The 25,322-nt window shown below is 63.1% G+C and carries 25 protein-coding genes and 3 tRNA genes; 11 read left to right on the top strand and 17 right to left on the bottom strand.

The annotated features are described in order from the left end of the window. Nucleotides 1–63: 63 nt before the first annotated feature. From ACESY8_RS06980 to ACESY8_RS06965, 4 genes are read right to left on the bottom strand one after another with little or no spacing between them, the layout of a single operon-like run. Complete coding sequence (locus ACESY8_RS06980; RefSeq protein ID WP_054339568.1) at nucleotides 64–780, bottom strand: GNAT family N-acetyltransferase; 717 nt, start codon at nucleotides 778–780, stop codon at nucleotides 64–66. Next, a complete protein-coding gene (locus ACESY8_RS06975) occupies nucleotides 737–1,915 on the bottom strand; it encodes a sensor histidine kinase (RefSeq protein ID WP_024723813.1) in 1,179 nt (392 codons plus the stop codon). The genes ACESY8_RS06980 and ACESY8_RS06975 overlap by 44 nt, the downstream gene beginning before the upstream one ends. A 12-nt stretch (nucleotides 1,916–1,927) precedes the next feature. Next, entirely contained in the window at nucleotides 1,928–2,971 is a 1,044-nt protein-coding gene (locus tag ACESY8_RS06970) for a lysylphosphatidylglycerol synthase transmembrane domain-containing protein (RefSeq protein ID WP_007491055.1), read from the bottom strand. Nucleotides 2,972–2,986: 15 nt separating this feature from the next. Next, the gene (locus ACESY8_RS06965) at nucleotides 2,987–3,469 is read right to left on the bottom strand and encodes a SprT-like domain-containing protein (RefSeq protein ID WP_009257425.1); all 483 of its coding nucleotides are present in this window, start codon (nucleotides 3,467–3,469) and stop codon (nucleotides 2,987–2,989) included. Nucleotides 3,470–3,985: 516 nt separating this feature from the next. Here ACESY8_RS06965 and ACESY8_RS06960 point away from each other — a divergent pair. The 5 genes from ACESY8_RS06960 (at nucleotide 3,986) to ACESY8_RS06940 (ending at nucleotide 5,745) form a co-directional block, all read left to right on the top strand. Beyond that, the gene (locus ACESY8_RS06960) at nucleotides 3,986–4,534 is read left to right on the top strand and encodes a collagen-like protein (protein ID WP_050001646.1); all 549 of its coding nucleotides are present in this window, start codon (nucleotides 3,986–3,988) and stop codon (nucleotides 4,532–4,534) included. Nucleotides 4,535–4,662: 128 nt separating this feature from the next. Then, nucleotides 4,663–5,358 carry a VanR-ABDEGLN family response regulator transcription factor gene (gene vanR / locus ACESY8_RS06955; RefSeq protein ID WP_009257423.1) on the top strand — a complete coding sequence of 232 codons (696 nt, stop codon included), beginning with the start codon at nucleotides 4,663–4,665 and terminating at the stop codon, nucleotides 5,356–5,358. Between the two features lie 80 nt (nucleotides 5,359–5,438). Continuing rightward, nucleotides 5,439–5,515, top strand: a tRNA-Met gene (locus tag ACESY8_RS06950). A gap of 73 nt (nucleotides 5,516–5,588) precedes the next feature. Further along, nucleotides 5,589–5,663, top strand: a tRNA-Glu gene (locus ACESY8_RS06945). A 6-nt stretch (nucleotides 5,664–5,669) separates the two neighbouring features. Continuing rightward, nucleotides 5,670–5,745 (top strand) — tRNA-Val (locus ACESY8_RS06940). A 260-nt stretch (nucleotides 5,746–6,005) separates the two neighbouring features. Here the strand turns inward: ACESY8_RS06940 and ACESY8_RS06935 are convergent. Together ACESY8_RS06935 and ACESY8_RS06930 are read right to left on the bottom strand one after the other, a co-directional pair. Continuing rightward, entirely contained in the window at nucleotides 6,006–7,208 is a 1,203-nt protein-coding gene (locus tag ACESY8_RS06935) for an ethanolamine utilization protein EutH (RefSeq protein ID WP_337649532.1), read from the bottom strand. Between the two features lie 19 nt (nucleotides 7,209–7,227). Further along, nucleotides 7,228–8,193 carry a phosphotransferase gene (locus ACESY8_RS06930; protein WP_054339227.1) on the bottom strand — a complete coding sequence of 322 codons (966 nt, stop codon included), beginning with the start codon at nucleotides 8,191–8,193 and terminating at the stop codon, nucleotides 7,228–7,230. A gap of 310 nt (nucleotides 8,194–8,503) precedes the next feature. Here ACESY8_RS06930 and ACESY8_RS06925 point away from each other — a divergent pair, with 310 nt between their 5' ends. Beyond that, nucleotides 8,504–9,325, top strand: coding sequence for a MerR family transcriptional regulator (locus ACESY8_RS06925; RefSeq protein ID WP_009257372.1), 822 nt, complete (start codon nucleotides 8,504–8,506; stop codon nucleotides 9,323–9,325). Nucleotides 9,326–9,442: 117 nt separating this feature from the next. Here ACESY8_RS06925 and speB read toward each other — a convergent pair whose 3' ends face one another. The 5 genes from speB to ACESY8_RS06900 all read right to left on the bottom strand — a co-directional run bounded on the left by speB (nucleotide 9,443) and on the right by ACESY8_RS06900 (nucleotide 15,315). Further along, the gene (gene speB, locus ACESY8_RS06920) at nucleotides 9,443–10,402 is read right to left on the bottom strand and encodes an agmatinase (RefSeq protein ID WP_009257371.1); all 960 of its coding nucleotides are present in this window, start codon (nucleotides 10,400–10,402) and stop codon (nucleotides 9,443–9,445) included. A gap of 233 nt (nucleotides 10,403–10,635) precedes the next feature. Next, entirely contained in the window at nucleotides 10,636–11,751 is a 1,116-nt protein-coding gene (locus ACESY8_RS06915; RefSeq protein WP_054339225.1) for a 4-hydroxybutyrate dehydrogenase, read from the bottom strand. A gap of 19 nt (nucleotides 11,752–11,770) precedes the next feature. Continuing rightward, complete coding sequence (locus ACESY8_RS06910; RefSeq protein WP_055179396.1) at nucleotides 11,771–12,955, bottom strand: YkvI family membrane protein; 1,185 nt, start codon at nucleotides 12,953–12,955, stop codon at nucleotides 11,771–11,773. Between the two features lie 56 nt (nucleotides 12,956–13,011). After that, complete coding sequence (locus ACESY8_RS06905; RefSeq protein WP_054339224.1) at nucleotides 13,012–14,283, bottom strand: L-cysteine desulfidase family protein; 1,272 nt, start codon at nucleotides 14,281–14,283, stop codon at nucleotides 13,012–13,014. A 15-nt stretch (nucleotides 14,284–14,298) separates the two neighbouring features. After that, nucleotides 14,299–15,315, bottom strand: a complete 1,017-nt coding sequence (locus ACESY8_RS06900; protein WP_054339223.1) for a uroporphyrinogen decarboxylase family protein — start codon at nucleotides 15,313–15,315, stop codon at nucleotides 14,299–14,301. 140 nt (nucleotides 15,316–15,455) lie between these two features. On the opposite strand from ACESY8_RS06900, the gene ACESY8_RS06895 reads away from it, so the two are divergent. Continuing rightward, nucleotides 15,456–16,394, top strand: a complete 939-nt coding sequence (locus ACESY8_RS06895; RefSeq protein ID WP_242864880.1) for a LysR family transcriptional regulator — start codon at nucleotides 15,456–15,458, stop codon at nucleotides 16,392–16,394. 251 nt (nucleotides 16,395–16,645) lie between these two features. Here the strand turns inward: ACESY8_RS06895 and ACESY8_RS06890 are convergent, their stop codons facing one another. The 6 genes from ACESY8_RS06890 to ACESY8_RS06865 form a co-directional block, all read right to left on the bottom strand. Continuing rightward, nucleotides 16,646–17,122: a phage holin family protein gene (locus ACESY8_RS06890; protein WP_044938509.1), complete on the bottom strand. Its 477-nt coding sequence runs from the start codon at nucleotides 17,120–17,122 to the stop codon at nucleotides 16,646–16,648. Further along, nucleotides 17,122–17,250, bottom strand: a complete 129-nt coding sequence (locus ACESY8_RS06885; RefSeq protein WP_498794677.1) for a hypothetical protein — start codon at nucleotides 17,248–17,250, stop codon at nucleotides 17,122–17,124. The genes ACESY8_RS06890 and ACESY8_RS06885 overlap by 1 nt, the downstream gene beginning before the upstream one ends. Continuing rightward, on the bottom strand, nucleotides 17,234–17,803 hold the full coding sequence (locus tag ACESY8_RS06880; protein WP_498794676.1) for a M15 family metallopeptidase: 570 nt from the start codon (nucleotides 17,801–17,803) through the stop codon (nucleotides 17,234–17,236). Before ACESY8_RS06880 ends, ACESY8_RS06885 begins: the two co-directional genes overlap by 17 nt. Before the next feature lie 85 nt (nucleotides 17,804–17,888). Further along, complete coding sequence (locus ACESY8_RS06875; protein WP_054339220.1) at nucleotides 17,889–18,542, bottom strand: hypothetical protein; 654 nt, start codon at nucleotides 18,540–18,542, stop codon at nucleotides 17,889–17,891. Then, nucleotides 18,520–19,653, bottom strand: a complete 1,134-nt coding sequence (locus tag ACESY8_RS06870) for a helix-turn-helix domain-containing protein (RefSeq protein WP_054339219.1) — start codon at nucleotides 19,651–19,653, stop codon at nucleotides 18,520–18,522. Before ACESY8_RS06870 ends, ACESY8_RS06875 begins: the two co-directional genes overlap by 23 nt. Before the next feature lie 13 nt (nucleotides 19,654–19,666). Then, the gene (locus ACESY8_RS06865; RefSeq protein ID WP_021630782.1) at nucleotides 19,667–19,933 is read right to left on the bottom strand and encodes a hypothetical protein; all 267 of its coding nucleotides are present in this window, start codon (nucleotides 19,931–19,933) and stop codon (nucleotides 19,667–19,669) included. A 727-nt stretch (nucleotides 19,934–20,660) separates the two neighbouring features. Here ACESY8_RS06865 and ACESY8_RS06860 point away from each other — a divergent pair. The 4 genes from ACESY8_RS06860 (at nucleotide 20,661) to ACESY8_RS06845 (ending at nucleotide 25,309) form a co-directional block, all read left to right on the top strand. Beyond that, nucleotides 20,661–21,083 carry a Crp/Fnr family transcriptional regulator gene (locus ACESY8_RS06860; RefSeq protein WP_498794675.1) on the top strand — a complete coding sequence of 141 codons (423 nt, stop codon included), beginning with the start codon at nucleotides 20,661–20,663 and terminating at the stop codon, nucleotides 21,081–21,083. Between the two features lie 13 nt (nucleotides 21,084–21,096). Beyond that, the gene (locus tag ACESY8_RS06855) at nucleotides 21,097–22,599 is read left to right on the top strand and encodes a YjjI family glycine radical enzyme (protein WP_024723823.1); all 1,503 of its coding nucleotides are present in this window, start codon (nucleotides 21,097–21,099) and stop codon (nucleotides 22,597–22,599) included. Next, complete coding sequence (locus ACESY8_RS06850; RefSeq protein ID WP_054339216.1) at nucleotides 22,596–23,435, top strand: YjjW family glycine radical enzyme activase; 840 nt, start codon at nucleotides 22,596–22,598, stop codon at nucleotides 23,433–23,435. Before ACESY8_RS06855 ends, ACESY8_RS06850 begins: the two co-directional genes overlap by 4 nt. Nucleotides 23,436–23,578: 143 nt before the next feature. Beyond that, nucleotides 23,579–25,309: a cache domain-containing sensor histidine kinase gene (locus tag ACESY8_RS06845; protein WP_024723826.1), complete on the top strand. Its 1,731-nt coding sequence runs from the start codon at nucleotides 23,579–23,581 to the stop codon at nucleotides 25,307–25,309. Nucleotides 25,310–25,322: the final 13 nt, after the last annotated feature.

Below are 25,322 nucleotides of genomic sequence, written 5' to 3'. Positions count from 1 at the left end.
CCGGGGGCCCGGTGCCCGTCAAAAAGGTCTGTTGAACGCTTTCCGGCCGGCCCAAATGGCTCTTTATCTGCGAAACAGCCAGAAGAGCGGTTCCCGGGCGACCGTCATGCCCACCTTTTTCTGGAGGGCCAGGGAGGGGGCGTTGTCGATAAGCACCTGGCCAAAGGCATACTGCCCCCGCTCCAGCGCCAGCCGCACCGCCCCCCGGAGCAGCGCTTCCCCCAGGCCCCGGCGGCGGTAGGCGGGCAGCACCTCCAGAAGGCCGATGGAGCCCTCGCCGTGGAAGCCCGCGAAGCCCGCCAGCGTCCCGTCCACGAAGGCCCCCAGCATACCGGCGCCGATGGCCTGCCGGATGTGCTCCAGGCCGCCGATATCGCTCTTGCTGTAGTGCTCACAGACGTAGGGGGCCCACTCCTCCCCCAAAAGGCGCAGCTCCCCGCCGAAAGCCGGCGCCTCCGGCGGCTCCGGAGCCATCCAGGCGGCCTGGACGCACAGCTCCTCCTTCCACAGGCCGAAGCGGCCGGCCAGCTCGTCCCGGTACCAGAGGTCGTGGCCCACCAGCAGGTCACAGTCCGCAGGCAGCAGGGGGAGCATCCCATCCAGGGTGGCCCGGTCCCGGGCGGTAAGCATGTAGGCCCCCGACCCCCGGTCATAGAGCAGCACCCCGCCCTCCCCGGCCCAAAGCAGCTCCGCCGAGCCCCGTCGCAGCACCTCCAGCATGTTTAAGTAGAGCAGCCTATTTCGGTTCAGACAGGCCAGCGCGGTTTCGTTTAAAGACATGGCGCACCTCCTTATAAAGTGGCAGAGAGATGACGAAGCTGGTAAGCCGCCCGTTGCTCTCGCAGCGGATGTTCCCTCCGTGGCTCTCCACGATCTCCTTGGCGATGGCCAGCCCCAGCCCGGCCCCGCCGGTGCGGGAGGAGCGGGCGGCGTCCAGCCGGTAGAACTTCTGGAAGATGTTGGCCAGCTCCCCCTCGGGGATCTCCAGCCCCTCGTTTCGGATGGTGATCTCCGCCTGACGCCCTACGGTTTTGGCCTGGATGTCCACCCGGCCGCCGGGGGTGGAGTAGCTGACGGCGTTGCGCAGCACGTTATCAAAGACCCGGGCAAGTTTGTCCGGGTCTCCCAGCACCACTAGGTGGTGCTGAATTTCCACCGTGCACCGGAGCTGCTTCTCCGCAAAGAGGGGGTAGAACTCGTCGGCGAGCTGCTCCAGCAGCATGGACAGCTGGATGGGCTGGCGCTCCCCCGGCCCGCTGTCCAGATCCATCCGGGTGATGTCGAAAAACTCCCCCAGCAGCTCCTCCAGCCTCCGGGCCTTGTCCAGGGCGATGCCGGTGAACTTGGCCCGCTGGGCGGCGTCCAGGCCGGGGTCGTCCCGCAGCAGGGTGAGGTAGCCCACCACCGAGGTCAGCGGGGTCTTGAGATCGTGGGCCAGGAAGGCCACCAGATCCCCCTTGCGCTGCTCGCTCTCCCTGGCCGCCGCCTCCCGCGCCCGGAGCTGCCGCTGGATGGCGTTCAGATCCTCCTGGATGGGGGCCAGCTCCCGGGGCAGCTCCACCGGCTCCGCCTGGGCCTCCACCAGCCGGCGGGTGGCCGAGCGGATGTCGTCCAGCCAGCGGGTAAACCGGCCCATGGCCAGGTAGAAGGCGATGAGCATCAGCAGCATGGTACCCAGGGTGAGGATCTCCTGCTTGTTGTTGCGGATATAGCGCTGGTAGAGCTCCGCCGCCCCCTCCGGGCTCTGGCCGAACAGGGTGGTGGCCGCCCAGAGGAAAAAGCGGGCGAAGGGGTCCTGGAGCACCCCATCCACCACCACCTCCAGCAGAAAGATGCCCACGCCCCCCGCGATCAGGGTGCCCAGCACCACAAGCAGCAGCATTTTCAGCTTGAGGCGGGTATATTTTCCATCCAAGACGTTCTCCTCCTATGTCCCGTGTCCGGCCGCCGAGCGCTGCGCAAAGCGGAGCACCGACCAGGCCCCGCCCAGCAGCAGAACCTCCAGAAAGGCGGCAAAGCGCCACAGCACCAGCCCCACCGCCAGATGCCGGCCGAACAGGGGGCCCATGAACAGGTAGAAGCTCCCCTCCGCGCCGCCGGCGTTGCCTGGGAGCATGATGATGCGGGAGAGCACCAGCACCAGGCACTGGACCAGCACCAGCTCCCAGAAAGAGCCCCCTGTCAGACCCAGCCCCCGGTAGAGGAAGAAGGGAATGGCAAACAGGGCCGTGAGCTCCACAAACATGCCCGCGAACAGGCCCGCCAGCATCCGGCGGTTGCCCTTGAGGGCGCGGAGCTGTGCGCAGAACTCGTCCACCTTTTCCATGCCCTTGTCCACCATGCCCTCCCTGGCCATCACCTTCCAGTGGCGGGCGAGGAAGGTGAGGATGCGGCGGATCAGACGCTGAATAGGCTCCGGCCGCACGGCGGTAAAGAGGGCCAGCCCGCACAGAAACACGTAGAGGGCGATCAGCGCCCCCGCCCCCGCCACGGCGGGGCCCAGCCCCTCCCGCCGCCAGAACAGCTCATAGGCCAGGGCGGCCACTGCATAGCCGGTGTAAACCATGGTGTTGGCCACTGCCTTCCAGGTGTAGATGGAGGCGGTGTAGGTGGCGCTCATGCCCGCATCGTACATCAGCTTGAGCTGCACCGGCGCGCCGGCGGGGCCCAGCTTGTAGTAAAACTCCCCAATATAGGCCGCATCAAAGCAGCCCGCCAACTTGACGGGACAGCCCGCCGAGCGGCCCATACCGTAAAAGATCAGCGCGTCCACGCTTTCGCTGAGGGGGACGCACAGGGCTGCCCCCAGCAGCCACAGGGGCTGGATGGAGGCCAGCAGGGCCCTCACATCCATAGTACGGGCCACATACACGATGAGCCCCGCCAGAATCGCGCCGCCGATGGACAGGCCGGCGATGGAGAAAATACGATTGAACAGGGCCTTCTTATTTTTCTTTTCCGTTGGGAACACCTTCTCCAGACAGGTTCAGTTGCTGCGGCGCAGCACGCCACCGCACCGGCAGCGGTACCGCTCCGGGTGATCCACCAGCGGGGAGCGGCGGCTCCGGCAAAACTCCTGCCCGCAGCGCTCGCACACCAGCCGGTAGCGCACCGGCCGCACATCCGCCACCCCCAGCGCCTCGCAGGTGCCGGTACGGGAGATGGCATAGCCGTAGGCCCCATTCATCCGCGCGGCGTACTCCTTCCAGAGGGCCCCATGGTTGCGGCAGCCGGGGCAGGTGTGGAGCACTTCGTGGGCCAGGGTCTGCATACACGCCCGCTCCTCCGCCTCCAGCAGCCGCTCGGACAGCTCAATCACATACTCCCCACCCCGCCGGATGCAACAGCCGAACCGGGTCACTGCCCGGCGGTTGACCGCCACGCGGGGGGAGATGCGGGCCGACACCGGGATACCGAGGGCTCTGGCCTGCTCCACCGCCCGGGCCAGCAGGGCGTCAAACTCATTCATAGGATGCCTCCATTTATACTAAAAATGATTGTACCACCCTTTTTCAGAAAAGTCACTAGCCGCCTTTGGCGCCGGGGTGGGTCACAGCATAGAATGGCCCGGGAGGTAATTGTCATGAAATACTGTTTTGACCCCTGCGGCTGTCCGCCGCCCTGCCCCCCATATCCGCCCTGTCCGCCCTCCCCGTCCGGGCCCACAGGCCCCCCCGGGCCAACCGGGCCGCAGGGGGAGCGGGGACCGACGGGCCCCCAGGGCGCCGCCGGAGCGCAGGGCCCCCCCGGGCCCTCTGGAACCACGGGGCCGCAGGGCCCTGCCGGAGGCCAAGGTCCCCAGGGTGTGCCTGGGCCTACCGGCCCTCAGGGTATCCGGGGCATGGACGGCCCCACCGGGCCGCAGGGGCTTCCTGGCCCAGCCGGAACAACCGGGCCCCAGGGCCCCCAGGGCGCCGCCGGACCAACAGGCCCGCGGGGGGCGGCAGGGGCCACCGGGCCCACCGGCCCTCAGGGCATCCGGGGCATGGACGGCCCCACCGGGCCGCAGGGACTTCCCGGCCCAGCCGGAGCCACCGGGCCCCAGGGTCCCCAGGGTGCCGCCGGACCGACAGGCCCGCAGGGGACGCCCGGCGCCACTGGCCCCACTGGTCCTGCGGGTGGACCGGGTGAGGATGTCTTTGCTTCCTACTACTCCGATGTACGATCCGTCCCCAACAACGGACAGATTCCGCTCTATGAGCTGCTGAATGACCCCACAGGCAATATCACACTGAGCGGCACCCAGCAGCTTCGGCTCCAGCCCGGCTATTACCAGGTCTTTTTCGACGTGTTTGTGATCCTGGCCTCACCTGGGTATCTTCAGATCACCCCGTCGTTCAACGGCCAGGCCCGCATCGACCTGGGCATCTATTTCCGTACCGCCGGAAGCGACTCCACTGCAGGCGGAGCCCGGGCACTCAGCTTTTACGCTCCGGCCCCCACCACCTTCTCCCTGACTTACAGCAGCAGTGTGGACGGCCGGAATGTGCAGACCGGGTTGGTGATTCAGAAAATGAACCGGGCGTCAGGCTAACCGCTCCGCGCGGCCAGGGTTCGCCTGGCCCCGCCCAGCAGTTCTGATGTTTTTCTTACAATTACGCCCCGCCCTTGACTTGCCGCCGCCGCTTTGGCTATAATGTCCTGGAAAAGGGGGCGGATGCCATGGACGCGCGGATTCTGGTTGTGGACGACGAGCCGGAGATTGCCGATCTGGTAGAGGTCTATTTGAAGAGCGAGGGGTGCACCGTGTTCAAGTGCGGCACCGGTACCGAGGCGCTGGCCGTGGTGCGGAACCAGGCTCTGGACCTGGCCATCCTGGACGTGATGCTCCCCGACATCAGCGGCTTTACCCTCTGCGGGGAAATCCGCAAGGAGCACCACTTCCCTGTACTCATGCTCACCGCCAAGGCGGAGGACATGGACAAGATCACCGGCCTCACCATCGGCGCGGACGACTACATTACCAAGCCCTTCAACCCGCTGGAGCTGATGGCCCGGGTCAAAGCCCAGCTGCGCCGCTACACCCGCTACAACGAGGCTGACAAGGCCGGCGACTGCCGGGACATCATTGACTTCAACGGCCTGGTCATCAACCGGGCCACCCACGAGTGTACCCTCTACGACCGGGAGCTGGGCCTCACCCCCATTGAGTTTGACATTCTCTGGATGCTCTGTGAGAACCGGGGCCAGGTCATCTCCGCCGAGCGGCTCTTTGAGAGCGTGTGGGGGGAGAAATACCTGGACCGCAATAATACGGTTATGGTTCATATCCGCCGCTTGCGGGAAAAAATGGGCGAGCCCTCCCGCAATCCCCGGTTCATCAAGACCGTCTGGGGCGTCGGCTACAAAATCGACTAATTTTTTTCAAAAAAACAATTGACAAAACGGGAATGATCGCGTATACTGAATCCTGCCCTGTCCGACAGGGGGTTTTCAATGGCGGCATAGCTCAGTTGGCTAGAGCATGCGGTTCATACCCGCAGTGTCCCCGGTTCAAATCCAGGTGCCGCTACCAGACCCCAAAAGACGGCACCGCGCCGTCTTTTGGGACTTCCCTTCAGGAGTATCCCGCCCCGCTTGGGCAACCTGGCCCGTTGGTCAAGTGGTTAAGACACCGCCCTTTCACGGCGGTAACACGGGTTCGAGTCCCGTACGGGTCACCAATATATGGAGGCGTAGCTCAGCCGGTAGAGCACTTGCTTCACACGCAAGGGGTCACAGATTCGAGTTCTGTCGTCTCCACCATAAAAGGACATCCGTAAGGATGTCCTTTTTGCTTTGATCTTTACCGCCCAGAGGACGGCTCCCCTTTCCGCATTTTCATGCTGGGGACGGCGCGGCCCGCAAAGGCCCGGACATGCTTCAAGTTGGTTCATCGAGACTTTGCAATATCTGATTGCATTGAATTTTGAGAACGCTGGCATCCAGATGAATGCCCGTTTCTGCTGCCCAAGACGGAGAACCACAACACGCGGGGAGGGCCGAAAAGGCCCGCCCCGCGTGTCTCACACTGCCGTCTCCCGCTCCAGCGCCCGCACCTGCGGAACCGCCAGGAGCTTTGCAAACAGGATGCCGATGATGCCGCCGCAGATCTGCCCCACAAACACGGGAACCAGCAGATTGGGCTGGAAATTGACGTTGAAGGCCAGGAAGTCCCCCAGGCTGTATCCGCCGCAGGCCAGGAAGGCCATACACACCACCTTGTCCCGGGGGCGCATCTCCTTTACAAAGGGGAACATCGCCAGGCCGTTGGGCAGGCAGGCCACCAGGCCCACGCTCCCGCTGGCCTCCAGCCCGGCCAGACGGCCCAGCTTTTCCAGGGGCTTGCCCAAATACCGGCGGATCAGCGTCACCATGGGGAAGGCGCCGGTGAGCATCATGGCGATGGTGCCCAGCAGCTCCACGGCCCGGAAGGTGTTCTCCTCGTCGGCCAGTATGGGATCAAAGCCCCAGCCGACGCCCAGAATGTCGGTAAACAGGCCGGTGTAGTGCTGGAGGATGCAGGCCACCACCACCAGGGTGAGGGCGCCGGTCATCAGCTTTCCAAACACCATGAAGCCCTTGACCATCCCGTTGGGAAAGAACTTCAGCCCCAGGGCCAGCAGCACGCAGATGACCACCAGGGGGATCATGTTGCGCAGGAGCATCCCCAGGGTCAGCATCACCACATGATCCGGCTCGCCCACACTGGAGAAGGTGGAACGGATGGCCGGGTGGGTAAACATCACGATGACGCTGGTGATGAACACGCCGAAGGGCACGGAGAGGAAGCCGCTCATGGTGCCCAGGGCCAGGTATTTGTGATCCCCCTTGTCCAGCATGGACAGGCCGATGGGGACGTTGAAGGCGATGGTAGAGGCGCACATGAAGCCGATGGCGATGATCACCGGGAACAGATCCGCGCTCTGGCCGATCTCGGTGGCCAGGGCGAAGGAACCGCAGTCCGGCGGCATGATGATCGCGGCGGCTACCACCGGATCTCCGCCAAAGAGGGCGAATACCGGCCCGAACACCTTGGAGATGAAGACTTTCAGGAAGGGAACCGAGGCCATCAGCCCGCAAATGGGGATGAACATGTTCGCCATGGCGTGCAGGCCGTCCTGAAAGGCCCGGCCCAGCTCCGACTGGTCATTGACAATGTAGGAGATTCCGCCGGCGACACAGCAGGCCATCATAAGATAAGTAATGAGCGTTCCGATGAATTCCATGGGCTGCCCCTCCTGCCCGTCAGCCGCCCAGCAGGGTCAGGCTGCGGGAAAAGCTGGGGTCGTCCAGGAAGGAGCAGGCCTGGACTGCACGGGTACGGCCGTACTCCCAGTAGAATTCCGCGTCCTTGCCGTAGCAGATCTGAACCAGCGACCAGGTAGACCAGTGGGAGGTCACCAGGAACTTGTTGATCAGCAGGCGGGCCTTGGCCTCCTCGCTGGGTTCGCCGCCGCAGTAGGCGCGGAAGAACACATCCTCACAGTGGGCGTCCAGGGGGTTCTCCACGCAGACGCAGGCGATGTCGTAGTAGCCGTCGTTCATGCCGCCGTACTCCCAGTCGATGACCCGCATCTGCTCGCCCTGGAGCATGAAGTTCTCCGCCAGCGCGTCGTTGTGGCAGGGCACCCGGCGGGGCGGCTGCTTGGCGTAGGCGGCGCGGATGCGCTCCAGCGCCTCCACCATGCGCTCCCAGCCCTCGTAGCACTTCCCGTAGCTGTGCTCGTCCAGGATGGCCTTGTACTCGTCAATCTTGGCGACGGGATCGAAGGAGGTCTTGAACTCCAGGCCGCTGTCGTGATAGCGGCGCATGACCGCTCCCGCCTTGACCAGTACCTCGTCCCGGGTCTGAAAGTCCACGGGGTGCATGGTGGGCGCATCAATGTACTCAACAATTTGTGAACCCGTCTTGGGATCGTAGTAATAGATCTCCGGCGCAATGCCCAGCCCGGCGATCTCACCGGCATTGTGCTTTTCACCAGGGCGGTTGATATAGTTGGCGGTACCCTGTCCGGCCAGGCGGATGGCAATCTGGGTGCCGTCTTCGGTCACGGCCCGGAAATTCTTATTGGTCAGGCCGCCCGGCATGATCTCCACCACCGTCAGCTCCTGCTTGAAGATTTCGCGCGCCAGATTCAGAAGGCGCATGAAATCGGCAATCTCTTCGTTGCGGATCACGGTGCCAAAAACGGACATATTATTTTCCTGCATAATAAAGCCCTCCGTTTGTTCTCTGTTTTAAGAAAGTGGAATTGGGGAATTGCCGCAGTGAGGCGCTGAGTCTGAGGAAAAAGTGCGGCCAGGGGGGGGCCGCTCTTTCCGTCTGTAACGAGCATATACCTTTGTGTTACACAAAAGTCAATGCATCTTTCTCTCTCGTGCAGCATTTTGTTTTATTCTCACAGTAATTATTTGCTATTTTTATTTAATTTCACTAATATAAGAGCCTTTTGACAGGTCCGGCCGCCTGTGATAGAATGTCTTATCCGCGCAGGAGGTGAGTCCCATCAAGGAAAATCTGTTGTCCATCACAGAGCTTGCGAAGCTGCGGCAAGTGACCAGCGAAACGCTTCGGTACTATGACCGTATTGGACTGATCACACCGGACTATGTAGATCCCCAAACCCGCTACCGCTACTATTCCATCCGCCAATACGAAAAACTTGGCACCATCAAGGAGCTGCGGCAGCTTGGCATGTCCATCCACGACATCACCGACTATTTTTCGGGCCGCAATTTGAGGAAATCCCACCAGCTTCTCCTCCATCAGTTGGAGCTGCTGGAGGAGGAGATCCGCAAACAGCAGCTTCTCAGCGAAATTCTGCGCCGCAAGCTCCACTTTCTGAGTGAGATCACCCCGCCCCCGCCGGTGGACAAGGTCTTCTGCCGCGCCTTTCCCCAGCGGTATATGATTACCTTCGGAGAGCCTGCCGGCGGCTCCCGGGAGCACGCCTTTGCCTTCACCCGGCTGGAGCGCTACCTGGACGAGGTGGCCCCCATCCTGGCCAGCGACCGTATCGGCGTCTACGCGGACTGGCACCTGCTGGAGCCCAGCGACGATTATATTCCCGCCGTCCCCATGATCTTTGTGGAGCGTGACGCCATTGAGTCCGAGCATAAGCGCACGATACCCCCGGGGGATTACCTGTGTATGAATTACCGCAGAGGCGAGCTGGAGCGGTACCACCCCTCCTTTGCCCGCCTGCATACATATATGGCGGAGCATGGCTGGGTCCTGAATGGAATGATTTTTCAGTTCTACAAAATTGACGTCACCCTCACCAGCGATCCCGACGAGACGCTGATGGAGATCCAGGTACCGGTGCGGCCGGCGGAGTCTTAGCGGCTCCGCCGGCGTCTTTCTGCTCTGCGCAAAATCCATCCGGCCGAAAAATCGGCCGGGCCCGGATGGTTTTTGCGCGAAAAGAGAATATAGAGAGTTGAGGTGGAGTGCAAAAAATTAGAAGACAATGCCGTTTTTCTTTTTATAGGCCACGTGGGAGATGAACTCCTGCATGAGGCCCGCCGCGGCAATGGAGGTAATGCCGGTGGGATCATACGGGGGAGAGACCTCCACCACGTCATAGCCCACGATATTCAGATCTGCCAGACCGCGCACCAGCTCCAGGGCCTGGGCGGTGGTGAAGCCGCCGGGTACGGGCGTACCGGTTCCCGGCGCATAGGCGGGATCCAGGAAGTCGATGTCGAAGGTCAGGAAGGCCTTGGCGCTGCCCACCCGCGCGCGGATGGCCTTCAGAACGGCCTCCATGCCCATCTTGTGGCACTCGTCGGCGCGCAGCACCTGGTAGCCCAGATCGGTGGAGTTGGTCAGATCCTCCGGGCCGTACAGCCCCTCGCGGATGCCCACCTGGATGGATTTGGAGGTGTCCACCAGCCCCTCCTTCGCCGCGTGATAGAAGGGGGTGCCGTGGTTGTACGGCTTGCCGAAGTACTCGTGAATGGTGTCGTAGTGGGCGTCAAAGTGGATCAGCGCCACAGGGCCGTTTACCTTGGCGCAGGCCCGCAGCTCGGGCAGGGTGACGCTGTGGTCGCCGCCCATGGCCACTGGCACAATCCCCTTCTCAAAGAAGGGCAGCATTCCCTCTGTGATGAGCTCAAAGGACTCCTCGATATAGCCGGGCACAGACCCCAGATCGCCGTAATCCACACCGGAGCACCAGTCAAAAATACCCACATTCAGCGGGCCGTTAAAGGGCTTGGCCGCCAGGGCGGAGGCGTCGCGGATCGCGGCAGGCCCCAGGCGCGTGCCCACCCGGAAGGAGGCGCAGGTGTCGTAGGGGATGCCGACCACGGCAAAGTCGATGTCGTCGGTGGTGACCACGTGCTCCATGCGCATGAAGGTCTTTACACCGGCAAACCGGGGAGACTTCAAGGAATTCTTTGCTTTGTACTTAATCATAGCCCTTTGCTCCTTCTTCAATTAAGATCGTGCGAGGCCCGCCGGGAGCGCCTCCGCGCGGAAACTGGACTGCGGCACCCGTTCCGCTCTGTGGGGCGCTCCTGCGGCCCTCTTCCCCCTGTATGCCCCATTCTATACCCTTGTGTTACACAAAAGTCAACCCCTGTTTTTCTTTCTTATAAAAAGCGTCTGAGACGGGAGTAGGGCGGCGGAAGTTCCCCCCCTACTGCCGTTTAATAGAGCTCAGTATAGATTTTCAGCACCCGCGCCACATCCAGAGGGACGAAGTTGTTGCCCATCAGCCGGCCCTGGGTCTCCATCACGCTCCTGGTGAACTCCTCCAGATCCGCCTCCGTCACCCCGTAGGCGTGCAGCGGCTTCTTGGGCAGAATCTGGTTCAGGAGATCCTCCAGCCGGTCATATACCTCCGGAACCCCGCAGCCCAGCAGCTCCGCCAGATAGCGGTTCATCACCGCAAGCTCGCCGTCCTGCTTAATCTCCATGTAGTTCTTCAACACACCGGTAAACATCGCGTAGTTGCTCTCCCCGTGGGGCACGTGGTATTTTCCCCCCAGCGGGTAGCTCATGGCGTGCACCGCCGCGCACCCAGCCGTACCGAATGCAAAGCCCGCATAGTTCGACGCAATCAGGAAGTCCTCCAGCAGGGGCAGGCGGGCCTCCCGCCCCTCCCGGGCGATCGTCTGATATCCCCGGATGAGCATCTCAATGGCCTTATACCCGAACAGCTTGGTATACGGCGTCGCCTTCGGCGACAGGCTGGACTCCACCGCGTGCACCAGCGCGTCGATCGAGCTCGTCGCAAATACCCCGAAGGGCAGCCCCTCCAGGAGCTGCGGGATGAGCACCGCCGCGTCCGCGTACATGGCCGGCCCCACCAGCCCCATCTTCGTCCCCAGGCGGGTCCGGTTCAGAATTGAGATGTTGGTCACCTCGCTGCCCGTGCCGCAGGTGGTGGGGATGAGGAGCAGCTCCCGCCGCTTGGGCAGCTCCGGCGCCATGCCGTACAGCTCGTCAATGCTCTCCCCGCCGCCCACCGCCAGCACCTTGGCGATGTCGATGACCGTGCCGCCGCCGATGGCCACAACCCGGCTGCAGCCCGTGGCGGCCGCATCCCGCAGGATGGCCTCCGCCATCACGTCGGTGGGCTCACCCATGCCGTACTGCTCCTGGTACAGCACGGTACACTCCAGGTTCATCGCCCCGAAGTAGGGCTGGTAGATGTACTCGTTGGTCAGGATCAGGTCGGACGCACCCAGCCGGAATTCCTCCACGAACTCCTTGCAGCTCCCAAAGCGGTGCAGCTCCGGCTTCCATATGATTTCTTTCATGCTCTGCCGTCCTTTCTGCTTAGCCTTGGGAACTCTTGCTCTTCTCCTCCCGATCCTTCTTGATCACGCGGGGGATGGCGATAAACATAGGGATGATGATGGCAAAGAAGGCGATATTGCCCAGGAAGGTATAGCCCTTTTTGACAATCGTGAGCAGGCCCACCGAGGAGAGCAGGCCGCACGCCAGCAGGAAAACCAGAGAGATGAGGAAAAATTTTGCTTTATGGGAGAGCTTATTGGTCTTCCACGCATTGGCCCACCGGTTGGAGATGTTGAAGGTAAAGCTGGGCGCGGTGGATACAACCGCCAGAATAACCACTACCCAGTAGATGGCGGTGAGGGCGGGAGCAAAGTACTCCTGGCAGATCATCAGAATGGGGGTGCTCGTCATTGCCTCCGGCATGAAGGGGAGAATAATCGCTCCGGTGACCGCGAACAGAGAGGTGACCAGCAGGCCGATCATGACGCCGGACCCGATGGCATCCCGCCGGTCGCGGATCTGGTCGGCATAGTTGCTCATGGTGGAGCCCCAGGCAGAGGTGTTGAAGCAATAGGAGAGGAACATCAGGAAATGGGCCTTTACCGTAGTATTGCCCCAGTCCAGGCCCTCGTTGAAGTTGCCGATCAGGCTGGCCATCTCGGCGCCCCGGATCTTGATCACGGAAAACAGGATCACCGCCAGGCTCACAATCAGCGCAATCGTCATCAGCGTATTGAACTTGCGCAGGAATGCGGCGCCATAGATGGTGAGTACGGCGAACAGCAGGATACCAATGATGCTGGCAATCAGCATGGGCACCCCCAGCAGGGAGTGCATCAGCTCCGCAAAAAGCGCAACCGTGGCCGCCACGTTGACCAGGCCCTTCATCACGGTGAAAATATCAAAGAAGATGGTCACGCCGCCTTTGATCCACCGGTTTGCGCCGGGCTTGTGCACGCCGTAAAGCGCCAAATAATACTCGTTGTAGTTTCTTACCTTGTACGCCCGGACAAAGTCCAGTCCGATGGCGCAGAAGAAGGTCATAAATACGAAGAACATCAGAAGCCAGGCCAGCGCCCAGCCTCCGCCCAGCGGGACGATATACGTGGTAGCGTAGACTCCGGATGCCATGCTGGCCCCGCAGTAGGTACCAAACATCAGGGCGCCCATACCAAACCAGATGGAAAAAGTCTTTGCAAACCCGGATTTCTCTTTTGGTTTCATACGTTTCTCCCTTCTCTGTCTCCTTATCTCACGGTGCGTTGCCTTTTAAGACGTTTCTATTGGGTCATGATCTGAAGAATCGTGCGGTCTGTGGAGCGCATCCCCTCTTTGGCCAGGACGCCCACATTGGCGACCGTTTCGCCCACATCCTGCCCCACGATGCCGTCTCCTCCCTGAAAATTCCGGCCGCTGAGATACATCTGATAGCCCAGGAGTCCGGCGTCTACGCTGGCCGCAATTTTGGCCGCGCAGGAGGGCTTGGCGCCGTCACAGATGGTACCGGACAGGATGGCCACGGCGTTAATGATGGTGTGGGCGATGGCATCATAGTCCGCCCCCTGGAGGTAGGCGATCCCCGCCCCGGCCCCCACACCGGCGCTGACGGCGCCGCAGTAGGCGGACAGGCGGCCGATCCCGGCCTTTTGGTAGATGGTCACCAGGTCACTGACCAGAAGCGCCCGGTAGAGCTGCTCCTGGGTGGCCCCCAGATGCTTGGCGTAGCGGACCACCGGCAGAGAGGATGTAATCCCCTGGTTGCCCGAACCGGAATTGATGACCACCGGCATCTCACAGCCGCTCATGCGGGCGTCGCTGCCCGCGGCGGCCCAGGCCTTGGCCTCCACCCGCACATCGTCGCCGTAGGTCTTCAGCAGAGTGGAGCCGATGTTGGCGCCCCAGTCGTGCCTGAGCCCCTCCTCGGCAATGGCGCTGTTATACTGGATCTGCCGCTCCAGCAGCCCAGAGACCCGGGACAGCTCCACGGTACCGGCGAAGTCCAGGATGTCCCTCAAATTGAGGATGCTCTTGTCAGTCAGACCGGACTCGGAGGAGTTTTCCAGGGGCTTCTCCAGCAGCCGCTCCCCGTCCTTTTCAATGCACACAATGTTGCTGTGGTTGTTGGCAATATGGACCACGGCGCTGTGTCCTCCGGCCCAGCCGGTGAGACGGATGTCCAGCATCCGCGGTGTATCCGGGCAGACCAGTTCAATCGGAGTGCGCTCCATATAGGCGGCGATCTCCTCGTGGCGCCCGGCCGGGACGGAGGAGATGACCTCCAGCTCCCGGTCGGCCTCGCCGGTCACAATGCCCACCGCGATGGCAGCTTTGATCCCCTTCAGGCCGCCGGTATTGGGCACCACCACGCTCTTGACGTTCTTGATGATGTTGCCGGAGATCTCCGCCCGCACCCGTTCCGGCTGGGCGCCCAACACCTGGCGCAGCTTGGCCGCAGCATAGGCCACGGCGATGGGCTCGGTACAGCCGGTGGCCGGTACCAGCTCCTCGTTCAAAATCGCAATGTACGCCGCTTGTATCTCGGGTTTCAGCATGGTATTGCGCTCCCTTTACCGCCCGGCATACCGAATGGCGGCCTGACGGACCCACTCCAGCCGGTTATCGTCGATATCCGCGGGGACAGTGCAGTCAGCGCCCAGTATGATGCCTACCTGGCCGGCCTCGTCAAGAATCTTCCAGGCGCAGGCCTCCACCTCTTCCCGGGTTCCCTTGTAGAGCACGCCGGACTGCTCGAAGCCGCCAAAGACCGCCTTCCCGCCGAAGAGCTTCTTGCCCTCGCTGAGAGAGACCTTCTCAGTGTGAACAGCCCAGTTATAGGCGGCGGCGTCAAAGCCGGTGAACAGGTTCAGATCATTGCCCTTCCCGATGAACCCGCAGATGTGAAGGATATTCACATCGCTGAGGGTGTTGGCGTCGTCCAGAACGGCCTTCTCGTGGGGAGAGATGAAGGTGCGGTAGACCTCCTCGGGGAAAAATCCCGACTGGTTGTTGACGCTCAGGTAGATGCCGTCCACACCGCACTCCTTGAGCAGCAGGCGGTTGAGCTCAATAATGCCCTCGCTCACCGCCTTGCAGGCCACGCCCAGCGCCTCCGGGTCCTCCTGAATGAACCGCTTGATCACGGTCTCGGGGCCGCCCAGGCCGGGTCTGCGGCCTTCCGGCAGGGCGCTGCGGAGCACCAGGGTGGGCGAAAAGCTCGTGGCGTACACCGGAGCTCCGGTTTCCGCATAGATCTCGCAGACCCGCTTGGTCAGCTCCAGAGTGCGCTGGGCAAACTTGGAGTTCATGGACAGGGGCTCGATCTTCCGAAGATCGGAGGCCGTCTTTACAAAAGACGCTTCCACCGGCATAAGCATCAGGGAGTCGTTCATAATCTTCGCCACATCGGGGTTAAAGATCTTACAGGCGGTGCGGTGGCCCTCAATGTTCTTCTCAAACACCGCGTCGTTCTCCACACCCAGGCCGAAGTCGTGCCAATCCTCCAGGAAGTGGTGGAAGAATGCGACAGGCACGCGGTCCACCGGCTTGTTCGCCAGGACGTTGAGGAATCTCTCACGCTTTGTCATGTTAAAACCTCTTTTCTTTTTATATTTTTATTGACATTCTTGTCATATTCAAGATATCATAAGATCGGTTTTTTAGATAATATATAAAAAGTTAGGGATCTATAAAAAAGAGATATATCCTTTTGAGAGGAGGTTGCCCATTGAAAATACAGACATTGGAGTACCTCATTACGCTGGCGGAATCCCACTCGATCAACGAGGCGGCCCAAAAGCTGTATATCTCCCAGCCCAGCCTCACCAAGGCCCTGCAGCTCTTTGAAAAGGAGATCGGCGTGCAGCTCTTTCTGCGCAATAAAGCAGGAATCCAACTCACTGCGGCAGGAAAGAGCATTCTGCCCGAGGTTAAGCAGGTGGTTTCCTACTACAATCACTGGCTGAGCCTGTCCAACCAGCGCTCCCCGCAGGTGGTTGATGTCTTTATTCAGGCTTCCTTTCCGAACTTTCTTCTTCCCGATGTGATCCTGGACTTTAAAAAGCGGCATCCCGATATACAGGTCAACTGCGAAATTACCGCGACGCCGGAGCTGCATATCTCCCAGAATGTCAAGCGGCCCGCACTGGCTCTTTTCGTCTGTACTAAGGGTAACCCCGCTGAAGCCTACAGCAGAGAGCAGGGTAACCCCCCTCTGATTCTGTTCCAGGGGGAATACTGCTGTCTCGTCAACAAGCACAGCCGGCTGGCCGGCAGGACATCCATCACCCCCGCCGATCTGCGGGAATACTATCTGGCCCTGCGTTCCCATCTGGACTCTCCCTCCCTCCCTCTTGCCCCGGCCCTGAATAACATCATTCCTATCGTGTCCCCTGCTCACATCATCCATATGGAGTCCGTGGACAGCATCATCAATCTGGTCCAATCCCACACAGACGTCTACGCCCTCTCTTACTACCCGATTCTAATGCGCTACGAGGGCGTGGCGGCCGGCGAGCTCACCTACATCCCTTTTGAGGCGGACTATACCAAGGGTGATTTTTGCCTGTTTTACTCCGAACAGGCCTGCCGCCAATACCCAGCGCTACAGGAACTGGTACAGGCCATTCAGGATGCCTCAGAACACTTCCTCTCCGAGACGGGGTAAAACAGGTCCCAACCCATTTCTCTATTGCCTAGCACAACAACTGGGCAGCGGATTTTATTTTTCCCCTTTCCTCTGTAGGTGTAAAGGCGCTTTCCTGGCAGATTCCGACAAAGATTCCACCTTACCCCGTCAGGTGCCAACATGCGTTTATCAACCGGAGCGCAACAGATTCCTCCGAACAACCTGGGGAACTCCTTATACCACGGTGACGCAAAAAGCCTGTAGTCGTTTGACTACAGGCTTTTTCCTTTTTATTCTTTCTGCTCCCCTTGGGTCAGTTTATCTCCGGCACTGTCCACGCCGGACTCCAGCGCTGCAATAGCCTTGGACAGCCATGCAGGCAAAGGGGCTCCCAGCCGCCCGGCATTTTCCACGATACTCCCCAGCTCGGTCAGGATATACCAGACCAGCACCAGCACCGTGAGAAATACCGTATAATCGAAGGGAAGGGTCAGGGCGGGGATATGATCCAGGATCAAGCCCAGCACCCCGTCCAGGATGGCGGCCACCAGGACGGCGGCCATGGCTCCCACCTTGTGCCAGAGGCCCTCCCGGGCCGCCTTGCAGGACCACTTCCCCGCCTTGAGGGCGGCGGCGGTGCCGGTGGCGTAGTCCAGCAGCATACAGGCCACCCACGCCACCACCAGCCAGCCGAACCATCCCCACAGGGCGGTCAGGCAGCCCAGGACAGCGGCCACGGCGGCCTTGAAGCCGTTGATGTGGTCCATCAGGCCCCGCCCCCGTCCAGCAGGCCCAGGTTGCGGAGCATCTGAAGGTTAACCAGGTTGTCGTCGGTCAGGCGGAGTCCGCCGCCCTGGTCTCCCCGCAGCACGCCCTCGTCAACGGCCCTCTGCACCGTCTCCCTGGCCCACGCGGGGCAGTTCTCCACACTGGTGTAGACCGGCGGCCGGGCGGCCGGGCGGCGGGGGGGCCGCCACGGCCGCATCGATCATGGCCTGAATTTCCTCTTTCGTCATGTCGGTGTCCTCCTCTCGATATGGGGGCATGGCGGGCGGGTAGTCCCCCGCCCGGATCATACTGCTGGTGTATTTTCCGCCGTCGCTCCACTGGAGATGGGGCCGGTCAGGGAAGCTCTTCCACCGGCCGCCCCACTCAAAGCCCACCTGCTCCCCCAGCTCTCCGGCCCGCTGAAAGAACGCGGAATCCGAATACTCCTGTCCCTTGATGTTCTGGCAGAAGTCGAAGGCCAGCCCCGCCTGCTCCCCGTGAAAGCTGGGTACAGGCGTGGCGGCCGTGCCGTTTTCAAAACAGTATTGCTGGTACTCCTCATCCCGCACGGTTCCGGTGACCAGCACCAGAAGCCCCGCCGCGCGGCACAGCTCCAGCCAGGCGCGGCAGTTGGCCGCCACATCGGGGCGCAGCCGGTCAATGTCCCGGCTATTCAGCATTGCTGTTCCCTCCGTTCGCTCGCTCCATGGCTCTCATCCTTTCTCCTGTGGTTCAAAAGGGGGCGGCAAATCCGCCCCCTTCATCTTATGCCTGCACTTCCTCCCACTGCCACATGCCGGGGGTGTCGGGGGGCCAGGTGCAGGGGAGCATATCCCCGCCCTCGGCCACCCGGTAGACCTTGCCGTTGTAGCGGTAGCACTTGCCCGCATGGCAATCCATGCCGTACACCCAGGGGATGGGGTCGTCCGCCGTACCGGCGTGCTCCCGGTCGATGGGCCGGTAGACGGCCAGCATCCCCTCGTCGTGGGGGGCCTGGTGGGCCTGGGGTGTCACCGCCTGCACCACCCGGTAGAGCTGGCCGCCGTCGTTGAGGACCCGCCCCTCAGGCAGTTCCTCGCCGTCTGCCAGTACCGCCGCCCAGGTGGGAAACAGATCGGACATGTCCAGGGCATAGCTGTCCGGGATGGCTGTGCTGGTGGCCGCATAGGACAGCATGGCTGTGCGGAACTGGGGCGTCAGGTCCGGCTCCGGCTTGGGCGGCTGCTCCCGGGGCGTCAGGCCCACCAGCTTGCCGTCCTGTATGTCCAGGTCGCAGTAGCCCGCACAGTCCCAGGCCGTCTGCTCCAGCTCCGGCGGTACGGCAAGCCACCCCTCCAGCCAGCACTCCGTCCGGTGGCTCTGGCTCTGCAGGCCGTGGCCGCCGTCCTCCCGGGCCTTAATCTCGATGATTGTCAGCATGCAATTCCCTCCTGATCCATTCAAACAGTTTGAGCAGCAGGCGGCCCAGCCTCTGCCGCCTTCCCTCCTTTTCCCTGCCCCGGCTGGGCAGGCGTTCCACCCATGCCTCCAGAGCGGCCAGCAGCCTGCCGCTCCCCCAGCGCCCGCCCTCCGTCCGGCGCAGGCCCTCTCCCAGCTCCGCCGTGCGGGCCTCCCCGCCCCGCACCAGCCGCACCACCAGCCCCCGCAGGGTGAGCTTCCGCGCCGGCTCCCGCCGGGGATTGGGCACTCTGGCCGGGGCCTTGTGCCGGGGGCGCAGCGCCTCCTCCGGGGGCTCTAGCTGGTTGAAGTGGGCCATCAGCCGCTCCTCCAGCTCCTCCAGCCCCCGCACCTCCGCCCGGGTTCCCACCGCCAGCGCCCCCAGACGCTCCAGCCCGCACCGGATAGAGCGCAGCACCGAGGCGTGATCCACCCGCAGCAGCCTCCCGATCTCCCGCAGGCTCAGCCACTCCCCATAGTACAGGTAGAGATAGAGCTGCTGCCGCGGCGTCAGCAGGGAGAGCACCGCCTCCAGCACCCGGCTGTCCGCCAGATCCACCACCAGCGGCCCCGGCTCCTGCTGGGCCTGGAGCACCTCATACAGCGCCTTTGCCTCCCTGGCAATCTTGGCCCGGCCCCGGCCCACGGTGCGGCTCACCGTCCCCCGGTGCCGCCCCACCTCCCGGGCCACCTGGGCGGCCTTTTTCCCGCCCTCCACCTGTGCCAGGTACTCCCCCTGCTTGTCCGTCACCGCCCGCTCCCGGGCCAGCCGGACGGCCAGGCGCATGTGGTCCAGCTCCGTGGGGCCGTCCGGTTCCTCAGAGCTCTCCAGCTCGACCCAGGTCTGGTACTGAAGGTCGTCCCACCTCCAGCCGTCCACCCCCGCCCAGGTGGTGCGGCAGCGCACCTTGTGGCTGGGCATCAGCTCCTTCAGCCGCCGGGTACAGTCTACCAGCTCCTCCTTTACCCGGGCCAGCTCCAGCCGCAGGGGGCGCGCACCCGGCCCCGCAGCCCCCGCCAGGGCCTTCTCCAGCTCCTCCCGGCGCTCCCGCAGCGCCTTGGCCCGGGCACGCACCTCCTGGGCCTCAGTCATCCTCCACACCCCCTCACTGCTTCGTGCTGTCCACCCGGGGCGCGTAGATCTGGGACATGGTGTAGGTCCCGTCCCGGGGCCTGGTATAATACCCCTCGGCCAGTTGGCGCAAATCCCGCATCTCCTTCAGCATCTGCCGGAGCAGCTTGGCCCTCCCCTCCAGCGCCCGCCGTCGACCGTCCTCGGCGGTCTCCAACTCCGCCCTGACCTCCTCCAACCCCATCCGCAGCCGCACCGCCGCGTCCATGTAGCCGTCTGCCAGCTCTGCCAGTCTGGCCACGCCTGTCCCCCCCTCTCTATGCGGCATCCTACATCCGCTTCGCCGGCTCTGCCACCGCCTCCCCGGATCGAACCCCCCGTCCCTGGGTGGGATCGGCGGTTTTGAGGGACACTCCCGTACACCGGGACAAAAAAATCAGCCTCCCGGCTGAATCGGAGGCTGATCAAAGCATATTTTACCGGGACAGGGCCGGCCCGATGGGCCGCCCCTGTTCCGGTGTGTGTGTAAACAGAGAGGTAAGAGAGATGAGAGGAGGTTGATGTCACTTCTTCCTGACGCTGTTGATCTTACGCCGATTTTTCCCTGGATTGGTGAACGGACTATGAACGATCCATAAAGGTATCCTTAAGAATATGATCTTCCACAGAAGAAAGCGCCAAAAAGAAGACACATGTCCTTTTTTTAGAGGCAGTGGCTTGTTATAATGGGGGCAGAATTGGAACGGGAGGTGCGGCCCTATGACCATACGGGAGCTGCTTGCGGAGGAGTCTCTCACGCTGCGCCGGCGTCTGGCATCCCTTTTTTCCGGCCTGCCGGATGAAACACCGGCCAGTCCGCTCTCCTGCGCCGCCGGAGAGGTGGTGGTGCGGCAGGACGCCCCCTGCCGCTGCGTCTATGTGCTGGTGGACGGCCGGGCCGCCCCTCCCACACCTACTCCGAGTTCGGCCCCCTCACCCTCTTCGGGGAGTACGAGGCCCTGTACGGGGCAAATTGCTTTCTGGCCGAGGTGCGTGCCAGAACCGCCTGCCGGTTTTGGGTACTCGCCCGGGAGGACTACTTCTCCTGGTTCTTCTCCGGCCGGGACACCACCCTCTCCCGGGTACGGGAGGTGGTGCGCAGCCTGTGGGAACAGGCCCGGCGGGAGCGGGGTTACCTATCTCTGGACAGCGACAGCCGCCTTCTCTCCTTCCTGGTCTCCTGGTATGAGGCCAACGCCGGAGGCGGGACGGCCTGCATCCCCATGACTCGCCCGGCCATCGGCGACGAGACCGGGGTCTGCTCCCGCACGGTCAACCGCGGGGTGCGCGCCCTCCGGGAGCGGGGATTTCTCGACATCCAGAGCGGAAAAATACAGCTCAGCCACCCCCAATACCTCCGGCTCCGCGCGGAGCTGGAGCGGCGCCTGGCCGACGGCCGGGCCATACACTGATGGAGGGATTTTCATGTTTCATTCCGACAGCGCCTTTGCCACCCTGACCTCGCAGACCCTTACCCACGAGCAGAAGCTGATGAACCTGGCCAAGGAGGCGGAAAATGCCTTCGACGTGCTGGACATCCCGCCCCGCACCCGCCATTTCTTTGAGACCGGCGCCATCAACGACCTCTTTGAGGGGCACGCCCCCTACCGCCCCCGGTACATCCTGCCCGACTACGGAGCGTTTGTCCGCCAGGGCAGCGCCTTCCTCCGCCTGCCGCCGCCTCAGGATCTGGACGAGCTGCTCTTTTCCCTGATGACGCTCTACCGCCATGTGCCGTCCATCACCAACTTCCCGGTGTACCTGGGCAATCTGGACACCCTCATCGACCCCTTCCTGGACGGCTGGAGCGACGAGGAGGCGCGCAGGAAGCTGCGCCTCTTCCTCAACTATCTGGACCGCACCATCACCGACTCCTTCTGCCATGCCAACCTGGGCCCGGCGGCCACCCGGGCGGGCCGCCTGCTGCTGGAGGTGCTCTCCGAGGTGCAGAACACCGTCCCCAACTTCACGCTGAAGTACGACCCCGAGGTCACCCCCGACGCCTTTGCAGAGGCGGCCATCCGCTGTTCCCTGGCCTGCTCCAACCCGGCCCTGTGCAGCCATCCCGCCAACCGGGACACCTTTGACGACTACGGCGTGTCGAGCTGTTACAACATCCTGCCCATCCGGGGCGGCGCCTACACCCTCACCCGGGTCACCCTCACCCGCCTGGTGGACGACGCCCGGGGTGTGGAGCACTTTGTGGAGGAGCTGCTCCCGGAGTGCCTGCGCCTGACGACCGACTACATGAACGAGCGCATCCGCTTCCTGGTGGAGCAGTCCGGCTTCTTCCCCTCCAGCTTCCTGGTCCAGGAGGGCCTTATCTCCGCCGACCGCTTTCTGCCCATGTTCGGCGTCACCGGTCTGGCCGAGGCGGTCAACCACCTGCTCCGGGACCGGGGGCTGGTGTATGGCCGTGACGGGGAGGCCGACGCGCTGGGCGTGCGCATCATGGAGAAGATCGACGCCGTGGTGAAAACCCTCCCCGCCGCCCACTCCCCCCTGACCGGGAACCACTTCCTGCTCCACGCCCAGGTGGGCCTGGACTCCGACGTGGGCATCACCTCCGGCGTGCGTATCCCCGTGGGGAGTGAGCCGGAGTCCTTTGCCGACCACCTGCGCCACTGCGCCCGGTTCCACCCCTATTTCCCCGCGGGGGTGGGGGACATCTTCCCCATCGCCTCCAATGTGGAGCAGAACCCCGCCGCCCTGCTGGACGTGGTGAAGGGGGCCTTCGCCCTTGGGGTACACTACATGAGCTTCTATTCCGCGGACACCGACCTGGTGCGCATCACCGGCTATCTGGTCAAGCGCAGCGAGATGGAGAAGTTCCGCGCCCACCAGGTGGTGCTCCAGAACACCACCCACCTGGGCACGGCCAACTACGACGTCAACCGCCTGGCCCAGCGAAAGGTGCGGATGGTATGAGCGCCGCCGCGCCAGTCAACCGGATTCTCCCCCTCTCCACCGTGGACGGCCCCGGCTGCCGCGCGGCCGTCTTTCTCCAGGGCTGCAACCTGGCCTGCGCCTACTGCCACAACCCGGAGACCCAGAACCTGTGCACCGGGTGCGGCGCCTGCGTGCCCGCCTGCCCGGCGGGGGCCCTGTCCCTGGAGAGCGACCGGGTGCGCTGGGCGGCGGAGCGCTGCGCCGGGTGCGATGCCTGCATCCGCCTGTGCCCCCGGTTCGCCTCCCCCAAGGTCACCGTCATGACCGCTTCGGAGGTGCTCTCCGCCCTTGCCCCCAGCCGGCCCTTTATCCGGGGCCTCACCGTCTCCGGCGGGGAGTGTACCCTCTACCCGGACTTTCTCACCGAGCTGTTCACCCTGGCCCGGGCCGGCGGCCTGGGCTGCCTGCTGGACAGCAACGGCATGGTTCCCCTGGCCCCCCTCACCGGGCTGATGGCGGTGTGCGACGGGGTGATGCTGGACGTGAAGGCATGGGAGCCCGTCGTCCACCGGGCCCTGACCGGGGCGGACAACGCCCCGGTGAAGGAGAATCTGGCCTTTCTGTCCGCCTGCGGCAAGCTGGCGGAGGTGCGGGTGGTGTGCGCTCCGGACGCGGTGGATGTGGAGGCCGTGCTGGACGGAGTGGCCGCCGCGCTGGGCCCCAGGGCCCCCTCCACCCCCGTCAAGCTGATCACCTTCCGCCCTAACGGGGTGCGCGGCGCTCTGGCCGGCCGCCCCTCCCCCACGCCGGAGCAGATGACTGCCTGGCGGGCGTACGCCCTGAGCGCCGGACTGGGCGCCGTCCTCCTGCGCTGACCGTGCCCCCCCCCTCCCGGGCGGGGGCTTTTCATTCTGCGGCCAACGTTGCGCGTCGGGGGGCAATGTGGTAGAATAGATCAGATATATCTCCCTTTTCGGGTGAACTGGATGGGAAATCAGTCTTTAGGGGGGGCGCGGGGATGCACCGACGCAAAAGCTTTCTGTTCCGCCTGTTTGCGCTGCTGTTTGCCCTGCTGCTGCTGATCACCGCCTCCGTGGAGCTGGCTCTTTACCACTACGCCCGCCAGGTGGTGGGGCAGGAGTACATCCGCCTCAACCAGGCGGGCCTGCGGCAGATCAGCTACACCCTTGGCCAGGGCATGACCGATACCCAGACCCTGGCCAAGCGCATCGCTGAGAGCACACAGCTCATTGAACTGCTCTCCGGCCCCGCCGGAGAGCGGGCGGACGAGGCCGCCCACGATCTGCTCTACAGCCTGAGCAGCGACTATGTGTGGCAGCGGGGCATCAAAATGCTGATGGACTCCTATGTGGTGGGCTTCAACGGCGTGACCGCTGCCACTTACAGCTCCAGGCAGTTCAACTATGACGCCGTCCTGGCCGACCCCCGGTATGGGCCCCTGTTCAGCGGAACCCAGGACGCCCTGCTGCTGCCCACCACCACCCATCCGGAGGCCACAGGCATCTTTGTCCACTCCTTCCAGTACGCCCAGCTTATCCGGGACCACCTGACTCAGGAGCCGCTTGGGGTGGTCATCCTCAACATCAGCGAGGTCAGCCTGTACTCCCAATATCTGCGGCACCAGAGCGCCGACAACCGATTTTTTCTGACCGACGGGTCGGGCACCATTGTCTCAGCCCGGGACAAGCAGCTCATTGGTTCCATCTATGCCTATACCCCGGAGGAATTGGACGCCCTGGCGGCGGAGACGTCCCTCTCCCGCCGCATTGACGGCGGGCAGATCCGCCTGTATGAACGCATACCGGGGACGGACTGGTATCTGGTGGAGGAGATGAGTGCCTCGGCGGCCTTCGGCACGCTGAATCTGGTACGCAATGGCGCTTTCCTGGCCACCGGCCTGTGCGCCGCCCTGATTCTGGCGGTGCTTCTCTACGCCTACCGGCAGATTCTCCGCCCCATCACCCAGCTCCAGGCCAGCCTGGGCCGGGTCATGGAGGGCCGCCTGGACGAGCGCATCGACGTACGCCGAAAGGACGAATTCGGCCGTATTCAGGAGGCCTTCAACGGTATGGTGGAGCAGATCTCCACCCTTCTGGAGTCGGTCAAACGGGAGGAGCGGGAGAAGCATCTGGCGGAGCTGGATTTTCTCCAGGCCCAGATCAACCCCCACTTCATCTACAATACCCTCAGCTCCATCCGCTTCCTGCTGGAGATGGACAAGGTACAGGAGGCGGGGGAGATGGTGTTCTACTTCTCCAAGCTGCTGCGCCAGACTCTCTCCCGCTCGGTGGAGTTCATCCCCCTGGGGGAGGAGCTGGACACGCTGAAGTGCTATGTGGAGCTCCAGCACCTGCGCTATCCCGATACCTTTGACTACTCCTGCGAGGTGGATGAGGCCCTGCGGGACAACACGCTGCCCAAGCTGCTGCTTCAGCCGGTAGTGGAGAATTCCATCTTCCACGGCGTAGGCCGGCACAAAATCCACATCCGCCTGCGGGGCTGGCTGGAGGGGGACACCCTGATCCTCCGGGTGGAGGACGATGGAGTGGGCATTTCCAAAGACAAGATCGACCAGGTGATGAACAAGGACTTGCAGATTAACCGGGTGGGGCTGAAGAATGTGCAGGAGCGCATCCGCCTCAACTACGGCCCCGGCTACGGGCTGACGGTCACCGGCGGCCCGGCGGGCGGCACGGTGGTCACCTTCCGCCTGCCCCGCACCCGATAGAGAAAGGAGGAGC

The organism is Clostridium sp. ATCC BAA-442 (assembly GCF_964239415.1).
GTDB classification, from domain to species: Bacteria; Bacillota; Clostridia; order Oscillospirales; family Oscillospiraceae; genus Flavonifractor; species Flavonifractor plautii.
This window is presented reverse-complemented; position numbering and strand designations above follow the sequence as displayed.